The sequence below is a fragment of the Streptomyces graminofaciens genome (assembly GCF_030294945.1).
Classification (GTDB): domain Bacteria; phylum Actinomycetota; class Actinomycetes; order Streptomycetales; family Streptomycetaceae; genus Streptomyces; species Streptomyces graminofaciens.
Genome location: NZ_AP018448.1, coordinates 7,378,664 through 7,401,075 on the forward strand (window position 1 = coordinate 7,378,664; position 22,412 = coordinate 7,401,075).

Genomic DNA, 22,412 nt, shown 5'->3' on the forward strand with positions numbered 1-22,412 from the left:
CAGAGGCCGGGTGGAGGTGGGGAAATGTGCGGAACTTGCGGTCGGAATCGGGCTGCTGGGGCGGGGAAGGCGTGTTGCGGAGGCGGAGCGGGCCGCGCATAGTTGCGCAGCGGAAAGACGCTGGAGCCAGAGGTGGGACATGGCCGGGCACGGGACGAACGCGGATCCGCGGGGCGGTGAGCGGGGTGTCGCCGGTGAGCGGGGCGCGGCGGATGAGCGTGGTGCGGCGGGCAAGAGTGGTGCGGCCAGCGGGCGCGATGTGACCGGTGGGCTTGGCATGGCGGGCGAGCGTGATGTGACCGGTGGGCTTGGCGGAGCGGGCGAGCGTGATGTGACGGGTGGGCTTGGCGTGGTGGCGGAGTGCGGCTTCGAGGGGCTCGGGGCCGGTGAGGTCGCCGCGTGGAGCACGCATCCGCACGGCGCCGATCAGCTCTGCGAAGCCGGGGACCGGCTGTACTCCCGAGCCGTGCGCCGGGGGCGCGTCTCGCGCGAGGAGGCGGAGGCCGTGCCCTGCCTGGTCGAGCTGGCGCTGCTGCACCCCGATCCCGACGACATGGGCCGGCTGGTGCCCACCTCCCCCCAGGAGGTCATGACCCGCCTGCTGCGCGGAGTCCACGAGGAGGTCAGCGCGAGCCGGGCCCGGGTGGGGTCCGCGGTGGCGGCCGTGGAGTGGTACGCGGGGCTCGGCGGCGGGCAGGAGCGGCCGGCCGGGGAGAGCGCGGCGATCCGGGTCCTGGACGGGCTGCCGCGGATCCGGGCGGCGATCGACGAGGCGACGGGGCGGTGCACCACCGAGGTGCTCACCGTGCAGCCGGGCGGCATCCGGCGCGAGGACGAGCTGAACGAGGGGCTGCCGCGGGCGATGGAGATGCGCCGGCGGGGCATCCGGATGCGGGACCTGTACACGCATGTGGCCCGGCACGGGCAGGGGCTGCTCACCTACATGGAGCTGATGGGCGAGGCGGCGGAGGCGCGCACGCTGGACGAGGTCACCGAGCGGCTGCTCGTCTTCGACCGTACGGTGGCGTTCATCCCGGCCAACGCCGACCGCACGATCGCTCTGGAGATCCGGCATCCCGCGCTGATCGCGTATCTGATCACGGTCTTCGAGCGGTTGTGGCGGCTGGCGATTCCGCTGAGCGCGCCGCTGCCGTCGACCGGGTTCGAGGGGATCACGCATCGGGAGCGGTCGATCGCGGCGTTGCTGGCGGAGGGGCATCAGGACGCGGTGGTCGCGGAGCGGCTGGGGATCAGTGTGCGTACGTGTCGTGCGCACATCGCCCGGCTGTCGGAGACGCTCGGGGCGGCCAGTCGTACGCAGCTCGGTGTCCGGATAGCCCAGGCGGGGCTCGACGGGCCGCCGCGGGGGGCGCAGGATCTGCTGCCGGGCGCGTGATCCGGTCCGGGGGACTTGTTCGCCCCCGCCGCCCCTACCCGTCCCATCCACAAGCGGGGACTGCGCCCCCAGACCCCTGGCGTGGGTGTCGGCTGCGGGTGAGCGGGGGCTTGTCGCGCAGTTCCCCGCGCCCCTCAAGAGCGCGGGCCCGCTGTCGAGATGCGGGGCTCCGCCGCGGGGGTGCGAGCAACCACGCCGAAAGGCGGAGCCCTCAGTGGTCCTGCTCAAGCACCCCCGACTGGGCGATCAAATACCCCAGCTGGGCCCTGCTGCCGCTGCCGAGTGCCGCCGCCAGTTTGGCGATGTGGGCCCGGCAGGTGCGGACGTTCATGCCGAGGCGGCGCGCGATGGCCTCGTCGACGTGTCCCTCGACCAGCAGCTTCGCGATGGCCCGCTGGACACCCGTGATGCCCTCGGGGGTCGACTCGTACGGCACGTTCTCCACCAGCGGTGTCGCACTGCGCCACAGCTGCTCGAAGACCCTGACGAGGTACTGGACCAGCCCTGGATGGCGCAGCTCCAGCGCGACCACGTCCTCGGCGGTGCCGGCCGGGATGAACGCCACCGCGTTGTCGCAGATGATGAGCCGCTCGGTCAGCTCCTCCAGCGTCCGTATCTCCATCTTCCCGCTGGCGATCCGGTCCAGATAGGCGGCCGTGCCCTGGCTGTAGCGGACCGTGTGCTGGTAGAGCGTCCGGATGCGGACCCCGCGGTCGGTGAGGGGCCGGTCCCGCTGCACCGCCTCGTTCAGGATGTACTCACTGCGCCGCCCCCCGGGCTGGATCGTCAGCATCTCCGTGTGGCACTCGTTGGTCGCGATGTCGAGCGCGGCGTTGATGCGGTCGATGCCCTCGAGGACCGTGATGGCGTGAGTAGGGGCAGGGTTCTGCGCGCTGACCATCAGGAAAGGCTCAAAAGATTCGGTCAGTTCGATCGTGCGCCGCCTACGCTCCTGGATCTCCCGCTCCAGAGGATGCAGTCGCTGTGCGAGCGCGACGGACGGCGGAACCGGCCGCAGGCAGTTCGAATCGTCTGGGTCCGGCTGGAGAAGAGCGAATTCCAACAGGCAGGGAGCGGTCGCCGCCTCACCCCGGGTGATCCGGCCTTTGCTCAGGGCGCTGGTGTACAACCGGGCTCCCTCGTCACAGAGCGCGGTAAGTGGATGGGGATGTGTCGGTTTCGTGCTGGTATTAGGCAAATCTCCACCCCCCAGGGTCCTGAACATGCAGGAACATGATGCACCGTGGCGGTGGTGTTGACGTGCCTGAATAAGACATCGTCTTCCTTACCGGGGGAGAGGATCCGATCAAGTGAGGACGAAGCCGACTATGTACAGGAGATTGCTTCGCTCGGTACTTGCCGCCGCCTTCTCCGCGGGTGTGGCTCTCGGGGCCCTCGGTGCTGTGGGACTGGTGACGGAGACCGCGCCCCCGGACAGCGGCTGGGGCACGGTTACGCCCCCGGCCGTCGTGGCCGACAGTGGCTGGGGTCACAGTGCGCCGGCGGACATCCTGGCCGACAGCGGTTGGGGCTTGAGCGCACCGGCGGACACCCTCACCCTCGCCGACAGCGGCTGGGGCACAGCCGCACAGAAGGACTCGACGGCATGAGCACGCCCCCTGACGATCGCTCGTTCCGCCGGGAAATGGCCACCGCCTACCGTTCCGGCTGGCACTTCATCGATCTGGCCACCGCCATCCCCCACAGCGGTGACTCCCTGATGGTGACGGTGTTCGGCGAGCCGGTGGTGGTGACCCGTGACGAGGACGAGGACATCCGGGCCTACCGATGTCTGCGGCGCCCGCGCGGCGCGCCGCAGCCCGTGCGGTGCGCCGTCCGGTACGGAATGGTCTTCGTCAACCTCGATCAGCGCGACAACCAGCTCGCCGAGCCGGAGGCCCCGGCCGCCGCGAGCGCCATCACAGCCACCCCCCGCAGTGCCTGACGCGATTCCCCCGTCGTTTTAATCGCTCAGGCGCTTCCCCCCAGCAGCGGCGTCACCGTGACCTGAACACGGTGACGCCGCTGCCATTTCCGGGCCTGTTCCGCCGCCCGGCGTTCCTGGCGGTCAGCCGTGCCCCAGCGCCGCCGTCAGCTCGATCTCGATCACGACCCGGGCCGGGTTCGGGCCGGGCATCCTGCCGTACCGCTCCGCGTACCGCAGCACCGCGTCCTCGATCCGCTCCGGTTCCGTACGGACACGCGCGCGCCCCTCCAGCGTGGCCCAGCGCCCGCCGTCCACCTGGCACACCGCTACCGGGGCCCCGCCAGGGCCCGCCGCCAGGATGTGCCGCACCTTCCGGCTGGTCTTCCTGGTGATGATCCGCGCCAGACCCGCCTCCGGGTCGTACGTCACCCCGACGGGCACCACATGGGGCGTGCCGTCCGGGCGGAGGGTCGTCAGGGTGCACAGGTGCCGCTCCCGCCAGAAGCCGAGAAACGACTCGCCGGGGGCACCGGGGTCTACAGAGTGCTTCACCATGACTCGCAACCTAACCGGTTCTCCCCATCCACCGCCTTGAGTGGAATAGACTCAACTTTATGCACGTTGCTCAAGTCAGTGTGAAGGAAGGCCGACGCCGGGCCGACCGCCGACTGACTGATGCGAGGAGGAGAACGCGAACGTGGACGCCGAGCTGACCAACAGGAGCCGGGACGCGATCAACGCGGCCAGTAGCCGTGCCGTGTCCGAGGGGCATCCCGACTTCACACCTGCCCACTTGCTGCTGGCTCTGCTGCAGGGTCAGGACAACGAGAACATCACGGACCTGCTCGCCGCGGTCGACGCCGACCAGGCGGCCGTACGTTCCGGCGCGGAGCGCATCCTCTCGGGTCTGCCCAGCGTGACCGGGTCCACCGTGTCGCCGCCCCAGCCCAGCCGCGAGCTGCTCGCCGTGGTCGCCGAGGCTCAGGCCAAGGCCAAGGAGCTGGGCGACGAGTACGTCTCCACCGAGCACCTCCTGCTCGGGATCGCGGAGAAGGGCGGCCAGGTCGGGGACGTACTCTCCCGGCAGGGTGCGAACGCCAGGAAGTTGCAGGAGGCGTTCCAGAAGGCCAGGGGAGGGCGCCGGGTGACCACACCCGATCCGGAGGGGTCGTACAAGGCCCTGGAGAAGTTCGGCACCGACTTCACCGCCGCCGCGCGGGAAGGCAAGCTCGACCCGGTGATCGGGCGGGACCAGGAGATCCGGCGGGTCGTGCAGGTGCTCAGCCGCCGTACGAAGAACAATCCCGTGCTCATCGGTGAGCCCGGCGTCGGCAAGACCGCCGTCGTCGAGGGGCTCGCCCAGCGGATCGTGAAGGGCGATGTGCCCGAGTCGCTCAAGAACAAGCGGCTCGTCGCCCTCGACCTCGGCGCGATGGTCGCCGGGGCCAAGTACCGCGGTGAGTTCGAGGAGCGGCTGAAGACCGTGCTCGCGGAGATCAAGGAATCCGACGGGCAGATCATCACCTTCATCGACGAGCTGCACACGGTGGTGGGCGCGGGCGCCGGCGGGGACTCCGCCATGGACGCCGGGAACATGCTGAAGCCGATGCTCGCCCGCGGTGAGCTGCGCATGGTCGGCGCGACGACCCTCGACGAGTACCGGGAGCGGATCGAGAAGGACCCGGCGCTGGAGCGGCGCTTCCAGCAGGTGCTGGTCGCCGAGCCCACCGTCGAGGACACCATCGCGATCCTGCGCGGACTCAAGGGACGCTACGAGGCCCACCACAAGGTGCAGATCGCGGACGCGGCGCTGGTCGCCGCCGCCACCCTCTCCGACCGGTACATCACCTCCCGCTTCCTGCCCGACAAGGCCATCGACCTCGTCGACGAGTCGGCCTCCCGGCTGCGCATGGAGATCGACTCCTCCCCGGTGGAGATCGACGAGCTCCAGCGTTCCGTCGACCGGTTGAAGATGGAGGAGCTGGCCCTCGACAAGGAGACCGACGCCGCCTCCCGCGAGCGCCTGGAGAAGCTGCGCCGCGACCTCGCCGACAAGGAGGAGGAGCTGCGGGGCCTCACCGCCCGCTGGGAGAAGGAGAAGCAGTCCCTCAACCGCGTCGGTGAACTGAAGGAGAAGCTCGACGAGTTGCGCGGCCAGGCCGAACGGGCCCAGCGCGACGGCGACTTCGACACCGCCTCCAAGCTGCTCTACGGCGAGATCCCGACCCTGGAGCGCGCCCTGGAGGAGGCCTCCGAGGCGGAGGTCGAGGCCGCCAAGGGCACCATGGTCAAGGAGGAGGTCGGCTCCGACGAGATCGCGGACGTCGTCGCCGCCTGGACCGGCATCCCCGCCGGCCGCCTGCTGGAGGGCGAGACGCGGAAGCTGCTCCGGATGGAGGACGAGCTGGGCCGCCGTCTCATCGGCCAGAGCGAGGCCGTACAGGCCGTCTCCGACGCCGTACGACGCTCCCGCGCGGGTATCGCCGACCCGGACCGCCCGACCGGCTCCTTCCTCTTCCTCGGCCCGACCGGCGTCGGCAAGACCGAGCTGGCCAAGGCGCTCGCCGACTTCCTCTTCGACGACGAGCGGGCGATGGTCCGCATCGACATGTCGGAGTACGGCGAGAAGCACAGCGTGGCCCGGCTCGTCGGCGCCCCGCCCGGCTATGTCGGCTACGAGGAGGGCGGCCAGCTCACCGAGGCCGTCCGCCGCCGCCCGTACAGCGTCGTGCTGCTCGACGAGGTCGAGAAGGCGCACCCCGAGGTCTTCGACATCCTCCTCCAGGTCCTCGACGACGGCCGGCTCACCGACGGGCAGGGCCGTACGGTCGACTTCCGCAACACGATCCTGGTCCTCACCTCGAACCTGGGCAGCCAGTACCTGGTCGACCCGCTGACCGGCGAGGAGGAGAAGCGGCGGCAGGTGCTGGAGGTGGTCAGGACCTCCTTCAAGCCGGAGTTCCTCAACCGCCTCGACGACCTGGTGGTCTTCTCGGCCCTGAACAAGGCAGAGCTGGAGCGGATCGCCGGTCTCCAGATCGACCGCCTCGCCAAGCGCCTCGCCGAGCGCCGGCTCAGCCTGGAGGTCACCCCGGCGGCCCTGGCGTGGCTCGCGGAGGAGGGCAACGACCCGGCGTACGGCGCCCGGCCGCTCCGCCGACTGGTCCAGACCGCGATCGGGGACCGGCTGGCCAAGGAGATCCTGGCCGGAGAGGTCAAGGACGGCGACACCGTACGGGTGGACGCCTTCGGGGAGGGCCTGATCGTGGGCCCCGCGACGGAACCGGAATCGGGTCCCGCATTGGCGAAGGAACTCTGAGGCAGGGGGTACCCGAATGGTTCCCCGCCACGCTCTGAGCTGAATCCCCCGGCGGATCCGGCCAAGGGCGACGAACCGCGCGGGGCAGGGGTTGCCACCCCCCGCCCCGCATGGGGGAGGATGGCGGAATCCGTACGAAGGGAAAATCACGGTGAGCATCGACCCGTCCTCGATTCCGAACTTCGGGGGCCAGCAGCCGCAGCCGCAGCAGCCGGCCGGCCCCGTCGTCCCGGATCAGGACCTCGTGAAGCAGCTCCTGGACCAGATGGAGCTGAAGTACGTCGTCGACGACGAGGGTGACCTCGCGGCGCCGTGGGAGGAATTCCGTACGTACTTCATGTTCCGCGGCGAAGGAGACCAGCAGGTCTTCTCGGTGCGCACGTTCTTCGACCGGCCGCACCAGATCGACGAGAAGCCGGCCCTGCTGGAGACGATCGACGACTGGAACCGCCGCACGCTGTGGCCGAAGGTCTACACCCACACGCATGACGACGGCACGGTCCGCCTCATCGGCGAGGCCCAGCTGCTGATCGGCACGGGCGTCAGCCTGGAGCACTTCGTCTCCTCGACGGTCAGCTGGGTGCGGGCCGCGATCGAGTTCGACAAGTGGCTCGTCGAGCAGCTCGGCCTGGCCGAGGACGTCGACGACTCGGAGGAGAAGCCTGAGGAAGACGACGAGTAGTCCTCGCAGGTCACAGGGGGGTTCGGTTGACGACGACCAGAAACGCCCCATAGACGTACGAGAGCCCGGCCAGGGCGCCGACCACCACGGCGGCGTGCCACGGCCGGGCTCTCGCCGTTCCGGCCAGCGCGGCGGCCGGCGGCAGCAGCAGCGGGAAGGCGGGCAGCAGGAAGCGCGGCTTGGACGCGAAGAACCCGTCGCCGCCGAGCGCGATCAGCAGCAGCACGGCGCTGTAGACCAGCAGCGGCAGCGGGGCCCGGTCCAGCAGCAGAAGGGCGAGGAGGACCAGCGCCACGGCCGCGATCACCGTCGTCATGGCGTACGCGAACCGGGCGTGGTGCAGCAGCAGATGCCGTACGAAGCCCAGGGCGCCCACGCCGAAGTCGAAGCGTGAGCCCCAGCGCCGCTGCACGGTGAAGTAGCCGTGCAGGGGATCGCCCTGGCGGACGCCGACCCACAGCACGAAGCCGCCCCAGCCCAGCGGCGCGAGCGCGACGCCCGTCCACAGGCTGTGGGGAACTTTGCGCCCGCGCCGCCGCCACACCTCGTACGCGGCCGCCGCGAGGACCGCCGCCGCCACCGCGATCCCGTTCGGCCGGGCGAGGCCCGCGAGCGCCGCCAGGGTGCCCGCCCACAGCCAGCGCCCGGTGAGCACGGCGTACAGCGCCCAGGCCGCGCAGGCGGTCAGCACCGGTTCGGTGTAGGCGAGGGACAGGATCACCGAGTGCGGCAGCAGGCCCCACAGCAGGACCAGCGCGGTGGCGGTGGCGCGGTCGTGCAGCCGGGCCCCGACGGCGTAGATGCCGCAGGCGGCCACCGCGGCGGCGGTCCAGGACACCAGCAGCCCCGCCGCGCCCCCGCTCAGCGGCACGATCTCGGTGACGGCCCGCACCAGCCCCGGGTACAGGGGGAAGAAGGCCAGGTCGCTGGCGAGGATGTGCGGGTACTGCTTGGAGTGCCCGTATCCCTCCGCCGCGATCCGCAGGTACCAGTTCGAGTCCCAGGAGCGCCCGAGGACAGCCAGCGGACGCTTGCCCATGGCCCGGGCGGTGAGGACCAGCACGAGGGTGCCGGTGAGCCGCGCGGTGAGGAACAGAGCGAGGGCCCACACGGCGGCGGGCAGCCGGGCGGCCACGGCGGCGGGGGTCGGCCGCCGCCGGGGGCTCTGGTGGGGGACGCCCCCGGCTGCGCCGGAGCCGGCGGTGGTGGGGGCGACGGTGGTGCTGGGCTGGGTCACACCCGAACCATCTGACCCACTAATCCGATTTGCCAGCTTTACACGCCACCGGTGGCGTGGATTCCGCCGTTGGGACGTGCCCCACGCCCTAGAAGGCCCCCTTCAGCCGCTTCGCGGCCTCCTCCAGCACCTCGACCTTCTTGCAGAAGGCGAACCGGACGAAGGGCGCGCCCGCCTCGCGGTGGTCGTAGAAGACGGCGTTCGGGATGGCGACGACTCCGGCCCGCTCCGGCAGCGCACGGCAGAAGGCGAAGCCGTCGCTCTCGCCGAGGGGGCGGATGTCGGTGGTGATGAAGTACGTGCCGGCGGTCGTGAACACATCGAACCCGGCGTCCCGCAGCCCCGCCGCCAGCACGTCCCGCTTGACCAGCATGTCCGCGCGGAAGGCGTCGAAGTAGCTGTCGGGCAGGGAGAGCGCCTCGGCGACGGCGTACTGGAACGGCCCCGAGTTGACGTACGTCAGGAACTGCTTCGCCGACCGTACGGCCGAGACCAGCCCCGGTGTGCCGGTCACCCAGCCGACCTTCCACCCGGTGAACGAGAAGGTCTTGCCCGCCGAGCCGATGGTGAGCGTCCGCTCGCGCATCCCGGGGAAGCCGGCCAGCGGCAGATGCTCGGCGTCGTCGAAGACGAGGTGTTCGTAGACCTCGTCGGTCACCACCAGCAGGTCGCGCTCGACGGCCAGCTCGGCGATCGCGGTCAGCTCCGCACGGGTGAGGACCGTCCCGGTCGGGTTGTGCGGGGTGTTGATCAGCAGCAGCCGGGTGCGGTCGGTGACGGCGGCCCGCAGTTCGTCGAGGTCGAGCCGGAAACGTCGACCCGCGACTCCGTCGCGGGGTCCTTCGGACGGCCGTAGCGTGACGGGCACGCGCGTCCCGCCCGCCATGGCGATGCAGGCCGCGTACGAGTCGTAGTACGGCTCCAGCGCGACGACCTCGTCGCCGGGCTCCAGGAGGGCGAGCAGGGCGGCGGCGATGGCCTCCGTGGCCCCGGCCGTCACCAGAACCTCTGTGTCCGGGTCGTACGACAGCCCGTATCGCCGCTGCTGATGCGCGGTGATCGCGGTGCGCAGCTCGGGGACGCCCGGGCCCGGCGGGTACTGGTTGCCGCGCCCGTCGCGCAGCGCCCGTACGGCGGCCTCGCGGATCTCCTCGGGGCCGTCGGTGTCCGGGAAGCCCTGGCCGAGGTTGATCGAGCCGGTCCGCACGGCGAGCGCCGACATCTCGGCGAAGATCGTCGTCCCGAACTCGGCGAGCCGGCGGTTGAGCAGGGGGCGGCCGCTGTCCGGGGCGCTTGCGGTGGAGGTCATGGCCGCCATCCTGCGCCGAACCTCTGGAGTTCCTCAACTCTGCTTTGAGTGGTGGGACAGCCGGGCATCCCCACGTCACGCTAGGCGAGTCCTAGACGACGAGGCGCCCACGGGGGGTCGTCTCGGGGGGATCGTCCGAAAGGAGGATGACGCCATGTTCGAGCTCGGCATCATCCTGGCAGTCGTCTGTATCGCACTGATCGTGGTGTTCGCCGTCCTCGTGAACGGGGCGGGCAACCGGCGGCGCCGGAGGCGCAGCTGGTGGGCCGACGGGGGCGGGTCCTCGTCGGGATCCTCGGGATCGGCCGGTTCCTCCTCCTCGTGCGGCGGCGGCGGTTCGGGTTGCGCGGGCAGCTCGGGTTGCGGCGGCAGCTCGGGTTGCGGGGGCGGCGGCGGAGGATGCGGCGGCGGGGGCAGCTGAGCACGGGCCCCTCGGCCACGAGAAGGGGGCGATGTCATGCGCACGATCGGCATGATCATCGGGTGCGTGATCATCCTGGCGGGCGTCCTGGCCGTGGTGGCGGTGGCGGTCTGGAGCGTCCGTCAGGCCAGGGAGGCCAGGGAGGCCAGGGAGGCCAGGGAGGCCAGGGCGAACGGCCCGGCGCCGGGGCTGGGGAGGCCCGGCCGACGCCGGTCCGGGCGCCTCCGGTGGTCGGACGTCTTCGACCACCTGTCGCGGGCCGCCTCGTCGTACGACAGCTCGGGCGGAGGCTCGGGCGACAGCGGCGGAGGCGGCGGCGGAAGCAGCTGATCCGCGCTGCTCCGCCCGGCCGCGCGGCACATGAGTACGTGATCGATTGAGTGAGGCGCGTCCGTGGTGGCCGCTTCGGGGGAAACCCAGGTAACTCGGAAAGAGGTGGTGACGCCATGGAGAGCATCGTCATCGGCATGTTGGTGGTCGTCTTGGTGGTCGTCGTGTTCGGCAGCGCCGTCGCGGCGTTCGTCCACAACTTCCGCCAGGGCTGGAACGGCGCGCCGAGTTCGCGTCGCAGCTCCGGGCGGAGCCGGAGCAGCAGCTGGTGGGCGTCGGACGACGGCGGGTCCTCGTCCGACAGCGGCTGGGGCTGTGGCGGCGGGTCGTCCTGCGGGGGCGGCGGGGGCGGCGACTGACGCCGACCTGGCGTTTCGTGGAACGAGGCACCCAATAAGGGGTCGCTTCGGGGGGACTTCCCAAAGATCGGAAAGAGATTCAGAAGGAAAGGGGGGCGACGCCATGAACGCATTCGTGGTGATCGGCATCATCCTGGCGATCGTCTGCGTCGTAGTGGCGGTGGCCGTCTGGGACGTCCGGCGGACCCGCGCGAACGCCCTGCGGATGGCGGGGGGCCGTCGAGTGTCGAGCGGACACAGCTTCGGCAGCGGCCATGTTCGTCGTGTCAGCAGAGTCGATGCGGCGGGCAACGTCACCACGGACAGTTGGTGGGTGCTCGGCGGCACGCCGACCGTGTGGGACGGCGGATCGTCCGGCTCGTCGAACGACGACGGAGGCCACCATGGGCACGGGCATGGGCACGGGCACGGATCGTCCTGCGGCGGCAGCTCGTCCTCGTGCGGCGGCAGCTCGTCGTCCTGTGGGAGCAGCTCGTCGTCGTGCGGGAGCAGTTCGTCCTCGTGCGGCAGCAGCTCGTCCTGTGGCGGGGGCTCCTCCTGCGGTTCGAGCAGCTGACGCGGAGGAGAGGACGCGGCGGGCGCCCGATCGCGAACCCCTGGGCACGCCGGGAGGGCTCGGTTGTCCGGTGGGCGCCCCCGCCGATCCGTACGCCCGGTCCGACAGGCGTGTGAGGAGCGCATCGGGGCTGGGAGCGTACGCCTGGTTGAACAGTTGAGCTGGGCAGCCCTCGGGGGGATGGAAACCCAGTCAAGTTGGGTAAAAACGCTGTGGTGGCGCCACAGTTCATGATTCCCTATAAATCGCCGACACAGCCCCCGGACGTCCCTCCCGGCAGGCCTGTACCGGACTGACCGGGCCAACTTGGCCGGCTCGGCCAGCTGGACGTCGTCCTCACCCGGCCTGGCCGACCGGGCCACTCTCCCGGTGCCGACGGGGCGCGCCGGACCACTCCTCTTTCTTCTTTGCGTGCTAGCGGAGCCGACCCATGCTCACGACCCTGAACACCGCCTACACCGACACGCGCGCGGCCGACCTCGCCTGGGCCCTGGGCCGCGAACCGCTGCCCGCGCTCGCCACGCTCGACCTGGAACTCACCGGGGCGAAGCTGCAGTTGAGACTGCTCGGCGCGTCCCACCAGGTGCTGCTCGACGAGGAGCGGGGCAGCCACTGTTCGGAGACGGTCGCGTGCATCCCCGGTTCCAGCACACCCCTCCCGCTCGGCGTCGCCAAGCGAGTGGACGACTGGGAGTACGAGTTCGCGGCACGCGTCGAGGTCCTGTCACCCGGCTCCTTCGCAGGCCGCGCCCAGGAGTTGCTGGCCCTCGTCTCCGACCACCCCCACGGCCTCGCCGGCGTCTTCCCCGGCAGCCCCCACGCCTTCACGGCGATGCTCGCCCAACGACACGAGGGCCAGGTGCACTGGCGTACGTGGCACGCGTACCCCCAGGACGGCCAGTTGGTGGCCACGCGGACGCGGGTGGGGGTACGGGTGCCTGCGGCGCTTTGAGGAGAGGTGTCTACGGAGACTGTGCGACTGCGGGGACGGGCAGGGTCGGCGGGGGCGAAAATCCCGACGGCACCCACCTGCGGCACACCACGCCTCACACCACTCCTACGTGGGGGCCGGGGCCCATCTGATGGATCTCACCGGCGTCGCGGTAACACTCGTGTGGGTGACCCGGCCGAGCGCAGGCGTGACGATACGGTGCCAGGCGTGATCGAACCGCACGCCCCCGCACCCCCCGGTGCCCCCCCACCCTGGCGCACCCGAGGCGCCCCGGGCGGCGGCCAGGCGTGGCTCCCGGTCCGCCCCGGCGTGGCCCGTTTCCTCGTCCTCGCCGGCGTATTCGTCTGCGCGGCCTGCGGACTCGTGTACGAACTCGAACTCGTCGCCCTCGCCTCGTACTTGATCGGCGACTCGGTCACCCAGGCCTCCGTCGTCCTCTCCGTCATGGTCTTCGCGATGGGCATCGGGTCCCTCGCCGCCAAACGCCTGCGCCCCCGCGCGGCGCTCGGCTTCGGCGCCATCGAGGCCGCCCTCGCCCTCATCGGCGGCTGCAGCGCGCTCGCCCTGTACGCGGCGTTCGCGTGGACCGGCGACTGGGGCGGCATGTGGGCGAGCGGCTCGCGCTACCTCCTGGTCGCCTTCTCCCTGGCCATCGGCCTGCTGATCGGCGCCGAGGTCCCGCTGCTCATGGAGCTGATCCAGCGCATCCGCAGACAGGACCCGGCCGGCATGGTCGCGGACCTCTTCGCCGCCGACTACGTGGGCGCCCTGGTCGGCGGCCTGGCCTTCCCCTTCCTCCTGCTGCCCTGGCTCGGCCAGCTCACCGGCGCCCTGCTCACCGGCACGGTCAACGCGCTGGTCGGCGGCGCCCTCGTACTCGGCCTCTTCCACCGGGACCTGAGCCGCCGCTCCCGCCTGCTGCTCGTCCTCACCAACCTCACGGTCCTCGGCCTCCTCGCCGCCGCTGCCGTACAGGTCGACGACTTCGAACGGGCCGCCCGCCGCGCGGTCTACGGCAGGGACGTCCGTGTGGCGCTCCACACCGGTATCCAGGAGGTCGTCCTCACCGGCGGCACCGACGGCCGCCCCCTCTCCCTCTTCCTCGATGGCAGGCTGCGCATCAGCGGCCGCGACGAACACCGCTACCGCCGCGCCCTCGTCCACCCCGCCATGGCCGGAGGCCCGCACGCCCGGGTACTCGTCCTCGGCGGCGGAGACGGCCTCGCCGCCCGCGAGGTGCTCCGCCACGAGGGCGTACACCGGGTGGACGTCGTCGAGATCGACCCGGGTGTCGTACGCCTGGCCCGCGAGGACCCGGCCCTGTCCCGCCTGAACGGCCACGCCTACGACGACGACCGGGTGCGCGTCATCACCGCCGACTCCTTCGCCTGGCTGCGCCACGTAGGCCCGCGGGCGGCGTACGACGTCGTCATCTGCGACCTCCCCGACCCCGGCATCACGGCGAGCACCAAGCTCTACTCCCAGGAGTTCTACGGCCTGGCCGCCACGGTCCTGGCCGACGAGGGCCGCCTGGTCGTCCACGCGGGCCCGCTGTCCAGCCGCCACCATGTCTTCTGGACGGTCGACGCCACGCTGCGCGCCGCCGGCCTGCGCACCGCCCCGTACCGCATCGGCACCCGCGCCCCCGGCTTCGTCGCCGGCCCCGACCGCACCGCCGACACGACGACCGGCGCACCGCAGGACTGGGGGTTCGTCCTCGCGGGGCCGGGGGGCAGCGCCGTGGGCGTGGCGGGCGTGCCGGGAGTGGTGGGCATCGAGGCCGACCGCGTGACCGGACTGCCGCCGTCGACACTGGTCCATCCCCGGTACGCCGACTGAGCCCGAGTGGTGGCGAAAGCGCGCATGTACGGGTGCGGGGTGCCAACCGCTGGGTAGGCTCGACTGCCATGGAGCATGAGGTGTTCGTTCCGGTTCCCGTCGGCCGCCTCCGGGAGGCGCTGTCCGACCCCGAGCGGGTGGCCCGAGCGGTCCCCGGGCTCCAACAGGACGCGGGCACCCCACCGGTCGCCGGCCGCCTGAAGGTACGCGTCTCCGGCCACACCATCACCTACCGCGGCACGCTGCGGGTGACGGGCCTGGACGACGGCTCGTACGCGATCGAGGGCGACGCGACGGAGGCGCGCGGCACCGGCTCGGTGAAGGCGGCGCTGACGGTACGGCTGACGTCGGAGGCCGAGGGCACGACGGTGTCCTTCGAGGGCGCGGCGACGGCGGACGGCCGGGTGACCGAACTGCCGGCGGAGGCGGTGACGGGGGCGGTGACACGGCTGCTGAGCCGCTTCGCGGAGAACCTGGGGGCCGGGGCGGAGGAGGCCCAGGCGGCCGAGCCGGTCGAGCCGGTCGAGCCGGTCGAGCCGGTCGAGTCGGTCGATGAGGCGGAGACCGTCGATGAGGCGGAGGCCGTCGCCGCGGACGAACCCGGCCCCGAGGCGGAGACCGCGCCCGAGCCCGAGGTCGCCGAAGAAGCGGGGGACGCGGAGCCCTCAACCCCCCTCCACGAGGCGGAGGTTCCCCCCTCCGCCCTGGACCCCTTCGCGGACGACGACTTCACCGCCGCCGGTGAGCCGCCCGCCGAGGCCGCGCACGCGCGCCGCACGATGATCGGGCGCAGCGCGGAGGAGGTTGACCACGCCCCGCCGCGCGGCCGCTACGCCCCGATCCCGGCCCCCGAGTCCGTCGTCGCCAACACGGCCCTGCGCTGGGCGGCTCCGGCGGCGGCCCTCGTCCTGGCCTCGGCCATCGTCGTGGGGCGGGCCTGGCGTCGGCGCCGCTGAACGCAGGCTCCGGGCCCACCAACGCGGCGTACCCGAAGAGCCCCCGGCCGTACGCCCAGTAGGGTCGCCCCGTGACTAGCGAAGACATCACGTTGGCCGCGGGTGACGCGGAGGTCGTGCTGGCGCCGGGGAACGGCGGCAGAGTGGCGAGCCTGAGGGTCGGTGGGGTCGAGCTGCTGCGCCAGGGCGAGCGGTTCGGCTGCTTCCCGATGGTGCCGTGGTGCGGCCGGATCCGGGACGGGCGGTTCCGCAACGGGGGCAGCCTTCAGCAGATGCCGCTCAACGCGCCGCCCAACGCCATCCACGGCACCGCGCGCGACGGGGCCTGGCGGGTGGCCCGCCGTACCGACGCCGAGGCCGTCCTCACGTACGACCTCGTCGAGCCCTGGCCGTATCCCGCCCGCGTCACCCAGGTCGTCGGCCTCACCCCCGACGCGCTCACGCTCACCATGTCCGTGGAGACGTACGATTCGTCGTTCCCGGCCCAGATCGGCTGGCACCCCTGGTTCAACCGGAACCTGGGAGGAGACGGCGAGGACGTGCGGATCGACTTCGCCCCCGCCTGGCAGGAGGAGCGCGGCGACGATCATCTCCCCACCGGCAAGCGCATCGAGCCGCTCCCCGGGCCGTGGGACGACTGCTTCGGGATGCCTGGGGGCGTCGACGTCACCCTCACCTGGCCGGGGCGGCTGGAGCTGAAGGTGGCCTCCCGCGAGGAGTGGGTCGTGGTCTACGACGAGCAGGCCGAGGCCGTGTGCGTGGAGCCGCAGACCGGGCCGCCCGACGGGCTCAACACCGCGCCGCGCCTCGTCACCCCCATCGAGCCCCTCGAAGCCACGACGACCTGGACCTGGCGGCACATCTAAGCTGACAGGCATGACGGACGACGTACGCGGCGAGCTGCTGCAGCAGATCAAGGACAAGGCCGTGGTCCACGGCAAGGTGACCCTCTCCTCCGGGCTGGAGGCCGACTACTACATCGACCTGCGGCGCGTCACCCTCGACGGGGAGGCCGCCCCGCTCGTCGGGCAGGTGCTGCTCGACCTCACCGACGCGCTGGAGTTCGACGCCGTGGGCGGGCTGACCATGGGCGCCGACCCCGTCGCCGCCTCCATGCTGCACGCCGCCGCCGCGCGCGGCCGGAGGCTGGACGCCTTCGTCGTACGCAAGGCCGCCAAGGCGCACGGGATGCAGCGGCGGGTCGAGGGGCCGGACATCGCGGGCCGGCGTGTCCTCGTCGTCGAGGACACCTCCACGACCGGCGGTTCGCCGCTCGCCGCCGTCGAGGCCGTGCGCGAGGCCGGGGCCGAGGTCGTGGCCGTCGCCACCATCGTCGACCGGGCGACCGGCGCCGACCAGAAGATCCGCGAGGGCGCGGGCGTGCCGTACCTGTTCGCCTTCTCGAAGGACGAACTGGGCCTGGACTGACCAGCACCTTTGAACACGGTTTGACCTGTTGGTGGGTCGACCGTGGACAGGGCGTGGACCATTCGCGCATGTCTGGAAAGATGGGGACGACGACGACGTCACACCCCAAGGTCTAGGTCAGGGCCGTAGTACGTAAGTACGTAGATCGCCAACCCGCACATATCCAAGGAGCGGACAGATGCCCATCGCAACCCCCGAGGTCTACAACGAGATGCTCGACCGGGCGAAGGCAGGCAAGTTCGCCTACCCGGCCATCAACGTCACCTCGACCCAGACCCTGCACGCGGCGCTGCGGGGCTTCGCGGAGGCGGAGAGCGACGGCATCATCCAGATCTCCACGGGTGGCGCCGAGTTCCTGGGCGGCCAGTACAGCAAGGACATGGTGACGGGCGCGGTCGCCCTCGCCGAGTTCGCGCACATCGTCGCCGAGAAGTACCCGGTCACTGTCGCCCTGCACACGGACCACTGCCCGAAGGACAAGCTCGACGGGTACGTACGGCCGCTGCTGGCCGTGTCGGAGGAGCGCGTCAAGGCCGGCCGCAACCCGCTGTTCCAGTCGCACATGTGGGACGGCTCCGCCGAGACCCTCGCCGACAACCTGGCGATCGGCCAGGAGCTGCTCGCCCGCGCCGTCGCCGCGAAGATCATCCTCGAGGTCGAGATCACCCCGACCGGTGGCGAGGAGGACGGCGTCTCGCACGAGATCAATGACTCGCTGTACACGACGGTCGACGACGCGGTGCGTACGGTCGAGGCTCTCGGTCTCGGTGAGAAGGGGCGCTACCTGCTGGCGGCCTCCTTCGGCAACGTGCACGGCGTGTACAAGCCGGGCAACGTCGTCCTCCGCCCCGAGCTGCTCAAGGAGCTGAACGAGGGCGTCGCCGCCAAGTACGGCAAGCCGGCCGGCGCGCAGCCCTTCGACTTCGTCTTCCACGGCGGCTCCGGCTCCACGGAGGAGGAGATCCGCACCGCGCTGGAGAACGGCGTGGTCAAGATGAACATCGACACGGACACGCAGTACGCCTTCACGCGTCCCGTGGCCGCGCACATGTTCGCGAACTACGACGGCGTCCTGAAGGTCGACGGCGAGGTCGGCGACAAGAAGACCTACGACCCGCGTACGTGGGGCAAGCTGGCCGAGGCGAGCATGGCCGCGCGTGTCGTCGAGGCGACGCAGAACCTGCGCTCGGCGGGTCAGCGGATCAAGTAGCCCGTACGCGGGTTACGGGTATACGGGTTACCGGTAACCCGTATAAGCGGTTACAGGCGTTTCTCGGTGAGCCCGGTGCTTCGGCACCGGGCTCGCTGTATACCTGAGAGATGCCCGACGTCCGGCTGGCCTCGCCCCAAGGCAGATGGATCCTGCTCACCACGGTCCTCGGCTCCAGCATGGCCCTGCTGGACTCGACCGTCGTCAACGTCGCCCTGCCCCGGATGGGGCAGGACCTGGACGCCGATCTCGCGGCCCTCCAGTGGACCGTCAACGCGTACATGCTCACCCTGGCCGGGCTGATCCTGCTCGGCGGCGCCCTCGGCGACCGTTTCGGCCGGCGCAAGGTGTTCGTGATCGGCGTGGTGTGGTTCGCGGTGGCGTCCCTGCTGTGCGGCCTCGCGCCGAACGTGGGGATCCTGATCGCGGCCCGTGCGCTGCAGGGCGTGGGCGGGGCGCTCCTCACCCCGGGCTCGCTCGCGCTCATCCAGGCCTCGTTCCACCCCGACGACCGGGCGCGGGCCGTCGGCCTGTGGTCCGGCTTCGGCGGTATCGGCGCGGCGGTCGGCCCGTTCGTGGGCGGCTATCTGGTGGACGGCCCCGGCTGGCGCTGGGTCTTCCTGCTGAACGTCCCCCTGGCGCTCCTCTGCGTCCCCGTGGCCACCCGCCACGTACCCGAGTCGGGCGACGGCCGGGCCCACCAGGGCCGCTTCGACGTCCTCGGCGCGGCGCTGGGCGCGCTGTCCCTGGCGTTGGTGACGTACGCGCTGATCGAGGCGCGGGAGGGCTCGCTGCCGGTGATCGTGACGGCCGGGGCGGGGGTCGCGGCGGGCGTGGCCTTCGTCCACGTCGAACGGCGCCGCCCCGACCCGATGATGCCGCCGGAGATCTTCGCGTCCCGCCAGTTCACGGTGGTCAACCTGGTCACCCTGTGCGTGTACGCGGCCTTCGGCGGCTTCTTCTTCCTGATCGCACTCCAGCTCCAGGTGGTGTCGGGCTACTCGGCGCTGGCGGCGGGCACGGCGCTGCTCCCGATCACGGTCCTGATGCTGCTCCTCTCGTCCAGGGCGGGCGCGCTGGGCGAACGGATCGGCCCGCGCATCCCGCTCACCGTCGGCCCGCTGCTGTGCGCGGCGGGCATGCTGCTGGCGCTGCGGGTCGGCCCGGACGCGTCGTACGTCTTCGACGTGCTGCCCGCGCTGCTGGTCCTGGGCCTGGGCATGGTCACCCTGGTCGCGCCCCTGACGGCCACGGTCCTCGCCTCGGTGGCCACCGAGCACGCGGGGCTGGCGAGCGGCATCAACAACGCGGCGGCCCGCGCGGCCGGTCTCATCGCCGTGGCCGCGTTGCCGCTGATCGCGGGGATGGGGCCGGAGGCGTACCGCTCCGCGGCCCAGTTCGACGACGCGTTCGGCACGGCGATGGTCGTGTGCGCGGCGACGCTGGTCGCGGGCGCGGCCCTGGCCCACACGACGATCCGCCGCCCGGCACCGGACTGCAACCACCCCGAATGCCGTACCCACGGGTGCGTGACGGCTCCGCCGTTGGAGGGGGAGCGGGAGGGGGAGGGGTCCGGGGCCGGGTCGTGAGTGCGCGACAAGCCCCACGGGGCCGCGGCCGACACACATGCCCCTCCCGCATGGGCCAGACTGGAACCCATGACGATTCACGAGAACCTCCTCGGGGGCCCGCCCCCGACGCACCTCCCCGACGACCCGGAGCCCCGCGAGCTCCTCGCGAACGGCACGCCCCCCGCCGACGTAGCCGCCAAGTACCCCACCTCCTCCCTCGCCTGGGCCCAGCTCGCCGACGACGCCTTCGAGCGCGGCTCGGTCGTGGAGTCGTACGCCTACGCCCGTACGGGCTACCACCGCGGCCTCGACGCCCTGCGCCGCAGCGGCTGGAAGGGCCACGGCCCGGTCCCCTGGGAGCACGAGCCGAACCGCGGCTTCCTGCGCTCCCTGCACGCCCTCGCCCGCGCCGCCGGCTCGATCGGCGAGCAGGAGGAGTACGAGCGCTGCACCCAGTTCCTGAAGGACTCCTCGCCGACGGCGGCGCAGACCCTCAGCTGATCCCCGGCACGTTCACGCAGGTCCGCCCGGTGTGACGCGGGCGGACCTTGCGCTTTCGGGGGGCGAGACCGCAGGATGCGGGTAGGGGACCGGGGCCCCCGTGTCGGTAACGGCAGGGGCGGACCGCTACCCGGAGCACACAACAGGAGACAGCGATGTCCCAGTCGGCTCAGCCCATCGAGGCTTCGGAGCCCGAGACCCCGCATCTCGACTTCAACGGCACCACTCCCTACGAGGACTACGTCCAGGCGGACGTCCTCACCCACCTCCAGCACCCCCTCTCCGACGACCCCGGAGAGATGGTGTTCCTGGTGACCACGCAGGTCATGGAGCTGTGGTTCACCGTCATCGTCCACGAGTGGGAGACCGCGACCGCCGCGATCCGCAAGCAGGACGTACCGACGGCGATCGCCGCGCTGAAGCGTTCCGTACGCGAGCTGGAGGCCCTGAACGCCTCCTGGAAGCCGCTCGGCCAGCTCACCCCGGCCCAGTTCAACTCCTACCGGGGAGCCCTCGGCGAGGGCTCCGGCTTCCAGTCGGCGATGTACCGCCGCATGGAGTTCCTGCTCGGCGAGAAGTCCGCGTCCATGCTCGTACCGCACCGGGGCGCGCCCCGCGTCCACGCCGAGCTGGAGAAGGCGCTGCACGAGCCGAGCCTCTACGACGAGGTCCTGCGGCTGCTGGCCCGCCGGGGCCACGCCATCCCCGAGTCCGTGCTCAACCGTGACGTCTCGCAGCGCTACGAGCCCTCGCCCGAGGTCGAGGAGGCGTGGACGGCCCTGTACTCCGGTGACGAGACCGCCGAACTCGCCCGCCTCGGCGAGGCGTTGACGGACGTCGCCGAGCTGGTGTGGCGCTGGCGCAACGACCACCTCGTCGCCACCCGCCGCTCGATGGGCGCCAAGGCCGGCACGGGCGGCTCCGCCGGTGTGGCCTGGCTGGAGAAGCGGGCCCGGAAGAACGTCTTCCCCGAGCTGTGGACGGCGCGGTCACATGTCTGAACTCCGTATGTCCGAGCTCGTGACCGAACTGACGGCGCAGGCCGAGAAGCTGGACGCGGCCGACGAACTGGCCGCCAAGCGCGCGGAGTTCGCCCTCGACGACGCGGTGTACCTCGATGGCAACTCCCTCGGCGCGCTCCCCGCGAACGTCCCCGCCCGCGTCGAGGACGTCGTACGCCGCCAGTGGGGCTCCCTCCGCATCCGTTCCTGGGACGAGAGCGGCTGGTGGACCGCGCCCGAGCGGATCGGCGACCGTATCGCCCCGCTGGTCGGCGCGGCCCCCGGCCAGATCGTGGTGGGCGACTCCACGAGCGTCAACGTCTTCAAGGCGGTCGTGGCGGCCGTACGCCTGGCGGAGTCCGCCGGTGACGGCGCCCGGGACGAGATCCTGGTCGACGCGACGACGTTCCCGACCGACGGCTACATCGCCGAGTCGGCCGCCCGGCTGACGGGCCGTACGCTGCGCCCGGTGACCCCGTCGGAGGTACGGGACGCGCTGAGCGGCCGTACGGCGGCCGTCCTGCTGAACCACGTCGACTACCGCACGGGCCGCCTGCACGACCTGCCCGGCCTGACGGCGGCCATCCACGAGGCGGGCGCGTACGCCGTCTGGGACCTGTGCCACAGCGCGGGCGCCCTGCCGGTGGGGCTCGACGAGCACGGCGTGGACCTGGCGGTCGGCTGCACGTACAAGTACCTGAACGGCGGCCCGGGTTCACCCGCGTACCTCTACGTACGGCGCGACCTCCAGCCGCGCTTCGACTCCCCGTTGCCGGGCTGGAACTCCCACGCGGAGCCGTTCGGCATGAACCCGTCGTACGAACCGGCGACGGGCGCGCCGCGGGGTCGCGTGGGCACGCCGGACATCCTGTCGATGCTGGCCCTGGAGGCGGCCCTGGACGTCTGGGAGGGAGTCTCGATCGACCAGATCAGAGCCAAGTCCCTGGCCTTGACGGACTTCTTCCTCCACTGCGTGGCGGCGTACGTCCCCGAGGGCCGCGTCGAGTCCCTCACCCCGACGGCACACCGGGAACGCGGTAGCCAGATAGCGCTCCGCTGCTCCGACGCGGGCGAGGTCATGAAGCGCCTCATCGCCCAGGGAGTCATAGGCGACTTCCGCCACCCCGACGTCCTCCGCTTCGGCTTCACGCCGTTGTACGTGGGATACGGGGATGTGGAGCGGGCGGCGCGCGTGCTGGGGGAGATGCTCGTGTAGCCGGGGTGGGCCGGGGTGCTGCCCTCACTCCGTCGTAGCCGCGGTAGTCGTGCCGACCCCGGCCCACAGGGCAGCTCCCGCCCGGCCTCACCCCGGGCCGACCACCCCCCGTCCCCACCCCGAATCAGACAGAACCGGTAATCCCTCACCCTGCGTCACATCCGCGTGTCGACGCACGTCACCGGCCTGATACCGTCCCCGC

At 71.6% G+C, this 22,412-nt stretch carries 22 protein-coding genes; 18 read left to right on the top strand and 4 right to left on the bottom strand.

Annotation, left to right across the window (positions count from 1 at the left end):
* Window positions 1–139 precede the first annotated feature (139 nt).
* The gene (locus tag SGFS_RS32325; protein ID WP_286255534.1) at window positions 140–1,396 is read left to right on the top strand and encodes a helix-turn-helix transcriptional regulator; all 1,257 of its coding nucleotides are present in this window, start codon (window positions 140–142) and stop codon (window positions 1,394–1,396) included.
* Window positions 1,397–1,607: 211 nt separating this feature from the next.
* Here the strand turns inward: SGFS_RS32325 and SGFS_RS32330 are convergent, their stop codons facing one another.
* On the bottom strand, window positions 1,608–2,621 hold the full coding sequence (locus tag SGFS_RS32330) for a helix-turn-helix transcriptional regulator (protein ID WP_286255535.1): 1,014 nt from the start codon (window positions 2,619–2,621) through the stop codon (window positions 1,608–1,610).
* A gap of 187 nt (window positions 2,622–2,808) precedes the next feature.
* Here SGFS_RS32330 and SGFS_RS32335 point away from each other — a divergent pair, with 187 nt between their 5' ends.
* Together SGFS_RS32335 and SGFS_RS32340 are read left to right on the top strand one after the other, a co-directional pair.
* Window positions 2,809–3,006 carry a hypothetical protein gene (locus tag SGFS_RS32335; protein WP_286255537.1) on the top strand — a complete coding sequence of 66 codons (198 nt, stop codon included), beginning with the start codon at window positions 2,809–2,811 and terminating at the stop codon, window positions 3,004–3,006.
* Window positions 3,003–3,341: a Rieske (2Fe-2S) protein gene (locus SGFS_RS32340; RefSeq protein WP_286255539.1), complete on the top strand. Its 339-nt coding sequence runs from the start codon at window positions 3,003–3,005 to the stop codon at window positions 3,339–3,341. The genes SGFS_RS32335 and SGFS_RS32340 overlap by 4 nt, the downstream gene beginning before the upstream one ends.
* A 123-nt stretch (window positions 3,342–3,464) precedes the next feature.
* On the opposite strand, the gene SGFS_RS32345 is transcribed toward SGFS_RS32340, so the two are convergent.
* Complete coding sequence (locus tag SGFS_RS32345) at window positions 3,465–3,878, bottom strand: pyridoxamine 5'-phosphate oxidase family protein (protein ID WP_286255542.1); 414 nt, start codon at window positions 3,876–3,878, stop codon at window positions 3,465–3,467.
* 142 nt (window positions 3,879–4,020) lie between these two features.
* On the opposite strand from SGFS_RS32345, the gene clpB reads away from it, so the two are divergent.
* Together clpB and SGFS_RS32355 are read left to right on the top strand one after the other, a co-directional pair.
* Window positions 4,021–6,642 (top strand): ATP-dependent chaperone ClpB, encoded by a 2,622-nt coding sequence (clpB, locus tag SGFS_RS32350; RefSeq protein ID WP_286255544.1) that lies wholly within the window; start codon window positions 4,021–4,023, stop codon window positions 6,640–6,642.
* A 151-nt stretch (window positions 6,643–6,793) separates the two neighbouring features.
* Entirely contained in the window at window positions 6,794–7,324 is a 531-nt protein-coding gene (locus tag SGFS_RS32355) for a YbjN domain-containing protein (protein WP_286255546.1), read from the top strand.
* A gap of 10 nt (window positions 7,325–7,334) precedes the next feature.
* On the opposite strand, the gene SGFS_RS32360 is transcribed toward SGFS_RS32355, so the two are convergent.
* Both SGFS_RS32360 and SGFS_RS32365 read right to left on the bottom strand, forming a co-directional pair.
* Window positions 7,335–8,561, bottom strand: coding sequence for a mannosyltransferase family protein (locus SGFS_RS32360; RefSeq protein ID WP_434028095.1), 1,227 nt, complete (start codon window positions 8,559–8,561; stop codon window positions 7,335–7,337).
* 88 nt (window positions 8,562–8,649) lie between these two features.
* Window positions 8,650–9,879, bottom strand: coding sequence for a pyridoxal phosphate-dependent aminotransferase (locus SGFS_RS32365; protein WP_286255548.1), 1,230 nt, complete (start codon window positions 9,877–9,879; stop codon window positions 8,650–8,652).
* A gap of 448 nt (window positions 9,880–10,327) precedes the next feature.
* Here SGFS_RS32365 and SGFS_RS32370 point away from each other — a divergent pair, with 448 nt between their 5' ends.
* From SGFS_RS32370 to kynU, 13 genes are all read left to right on the top strand, one after another.
* The gene (locus tag SGFS_RS32370) at window positions 10,328–10,621 is read left to right on the top strand and encodes a hypothetical protein (protein ID WP_286255549.1); all 294 of its coding nucleotides are present in this window, start codon (window positions 10,328–10,330) and stop codon (window positions 10,619–10,621) included.
* 116 nt (window positions 10,622–10,737) lie between these two features.
* On the top strand, window positions 10,738–10,980 hold the full coding sequence (locus tag SGFS_RS32375; protein ID WP_286255551.1) for a hypothetical protein: 243 nt from the start codon (window positions 10,738–10,740) through the stop codon (window positions 10,978–10,980).
* A gap of 336 nt (window positions 10,981–11,316) precedes the next feature.
* Entirely contained in the window at window positions 11,317–11,652 is a 336-nt protein-coding gene (locus tag SGFS_RS32380) for a hypothetical protein (protein WP_286255553.1), read from the top strand.
* A 314-nt stretch (window positions 11,653–11,966) separates the two neighbouring features.
* On the top strand, window positions 11,967–12,488 hold the full coding sequence (locus SGFS_RS32385; protein WP_286255555.1) for a DUF2617 family protein: 522 nt from the start codon (window positions 11,967–11,969) through the stop codon (window positions 12,486–12,488).
* 207 nt (window positions 12,489–12,695) lie between these two features.
* On the top strand, window positions 12,696–14,327 hold the full coding sequence (locus SGFS_RS32390) for a polyamine aminopropyltransferase (RefSeq protein ID WP_286255556.1): 1,632 nt from the start codon (window positions 12,696–12,698) through the stop codon (window positions 14,325–14,327).
* Window positions 14,328–14,395: 68 nt separating this feature from the next.
* Window positions 14,396–15,283 (top strand): SRPBCC family protein, encoded by an 888-nt coding sequence (locus SGFS_RS32395; RefSeq protein WP_286255557.1) that lies wholly within the window; start codon window positions 14,396–14,398, stop codon window positions 15,281–15,283.
* Window positions 15,284–15,354: 71 nt separating this feature from the next.
* Window positions 15,355–16,149, top strand: a complete 795-nt coding sequence (locus tag SGFS_RS32400; RefSeq protein WP_286255560.1) for an aldose epimerase family protein — start codon at window positions 15,355–15,357, stop codon at window positions 16,147–16,149.
* A 10-nt stretch (window positions 16,150–16,159) separates the two neighbouring features.
* Window positions 16,160–16,711 carry an orotate phosphoribosyltransferase gene (gene pyrE, locus SGFS_RS32405; RefSeq protein WP_286255561.1) on the top strand — a complete coding sequence of 184 codons (552 nt, stop codon included), beginning with the start codon at window positions 16,160–16,162 and terminating at the stop codon, window positions 16,709–16,711.
* Window positions 16,712–16,889: 178 nt separating this feature from the next.
* Entirely contained in the window at window positions 16,890–17,921 is a 1,032-nt protein-coding gene (gene fbaA, locus SGFS_RS32410) for a class II fructose-bisphosphate aldolase (protein ID WP_286255563.1), read from the top strand.
* 110 nt (window positions 17,922–18,031) lie between these two features.
* Window positions 18,032–19,510 carry an MFS transporter gene (locus SGFS_RS32415; protein ID WP_286255564.1) on the top strand — a complete coding sequence of 493 codons (1,479 nt, stop codon included), beginning with the start codon at window positions 18,032–18,034 and terminating at the stop codon, window positions 19,508–19,510.
* Window positions 19,511–19,579: 69 nt separating this feature from the next.
* The gene (locus tag SGFS_RS32420; protein ID WP_286255565.1) at window positions 19,580–19,993 is read left to right on the top strand and encodes a DUF3151 domain-containing protein; all 414 of its coding nucleotides are present in this window, start codon (window positions 19,580–19,582) and stop codon (window positions 19,991–19,993) included.
* A gap of 155 nt (window positions 19,994–20,148) precedes the next feature.
* Window positions 20,149–20,994, top strand: a complete 846-nt coding sequence (locus SGFS_RS32425; RefSeq protein WP_286255566.1) for a tryptophan 2,3-dioxygenase family protein — start codon at window positions 20,149–20,151, stop codon at window positions 20,992–20,994.
* A gap of 7 nt (window positions 20,995–21,001) precedes the next feature.
* Window positions 21,002–22,210, top strand: coding sequence for a kynureninase (gene kynU / locus SGFS_RS32430; protein WP_286255567.1), 1,209 nt, complete (start codon window positions 21,002–21,004; stop codon window positions 22,208–22,210).
* Window positions 22,211–22,412 lie beyond the last annotated feature (202 nt).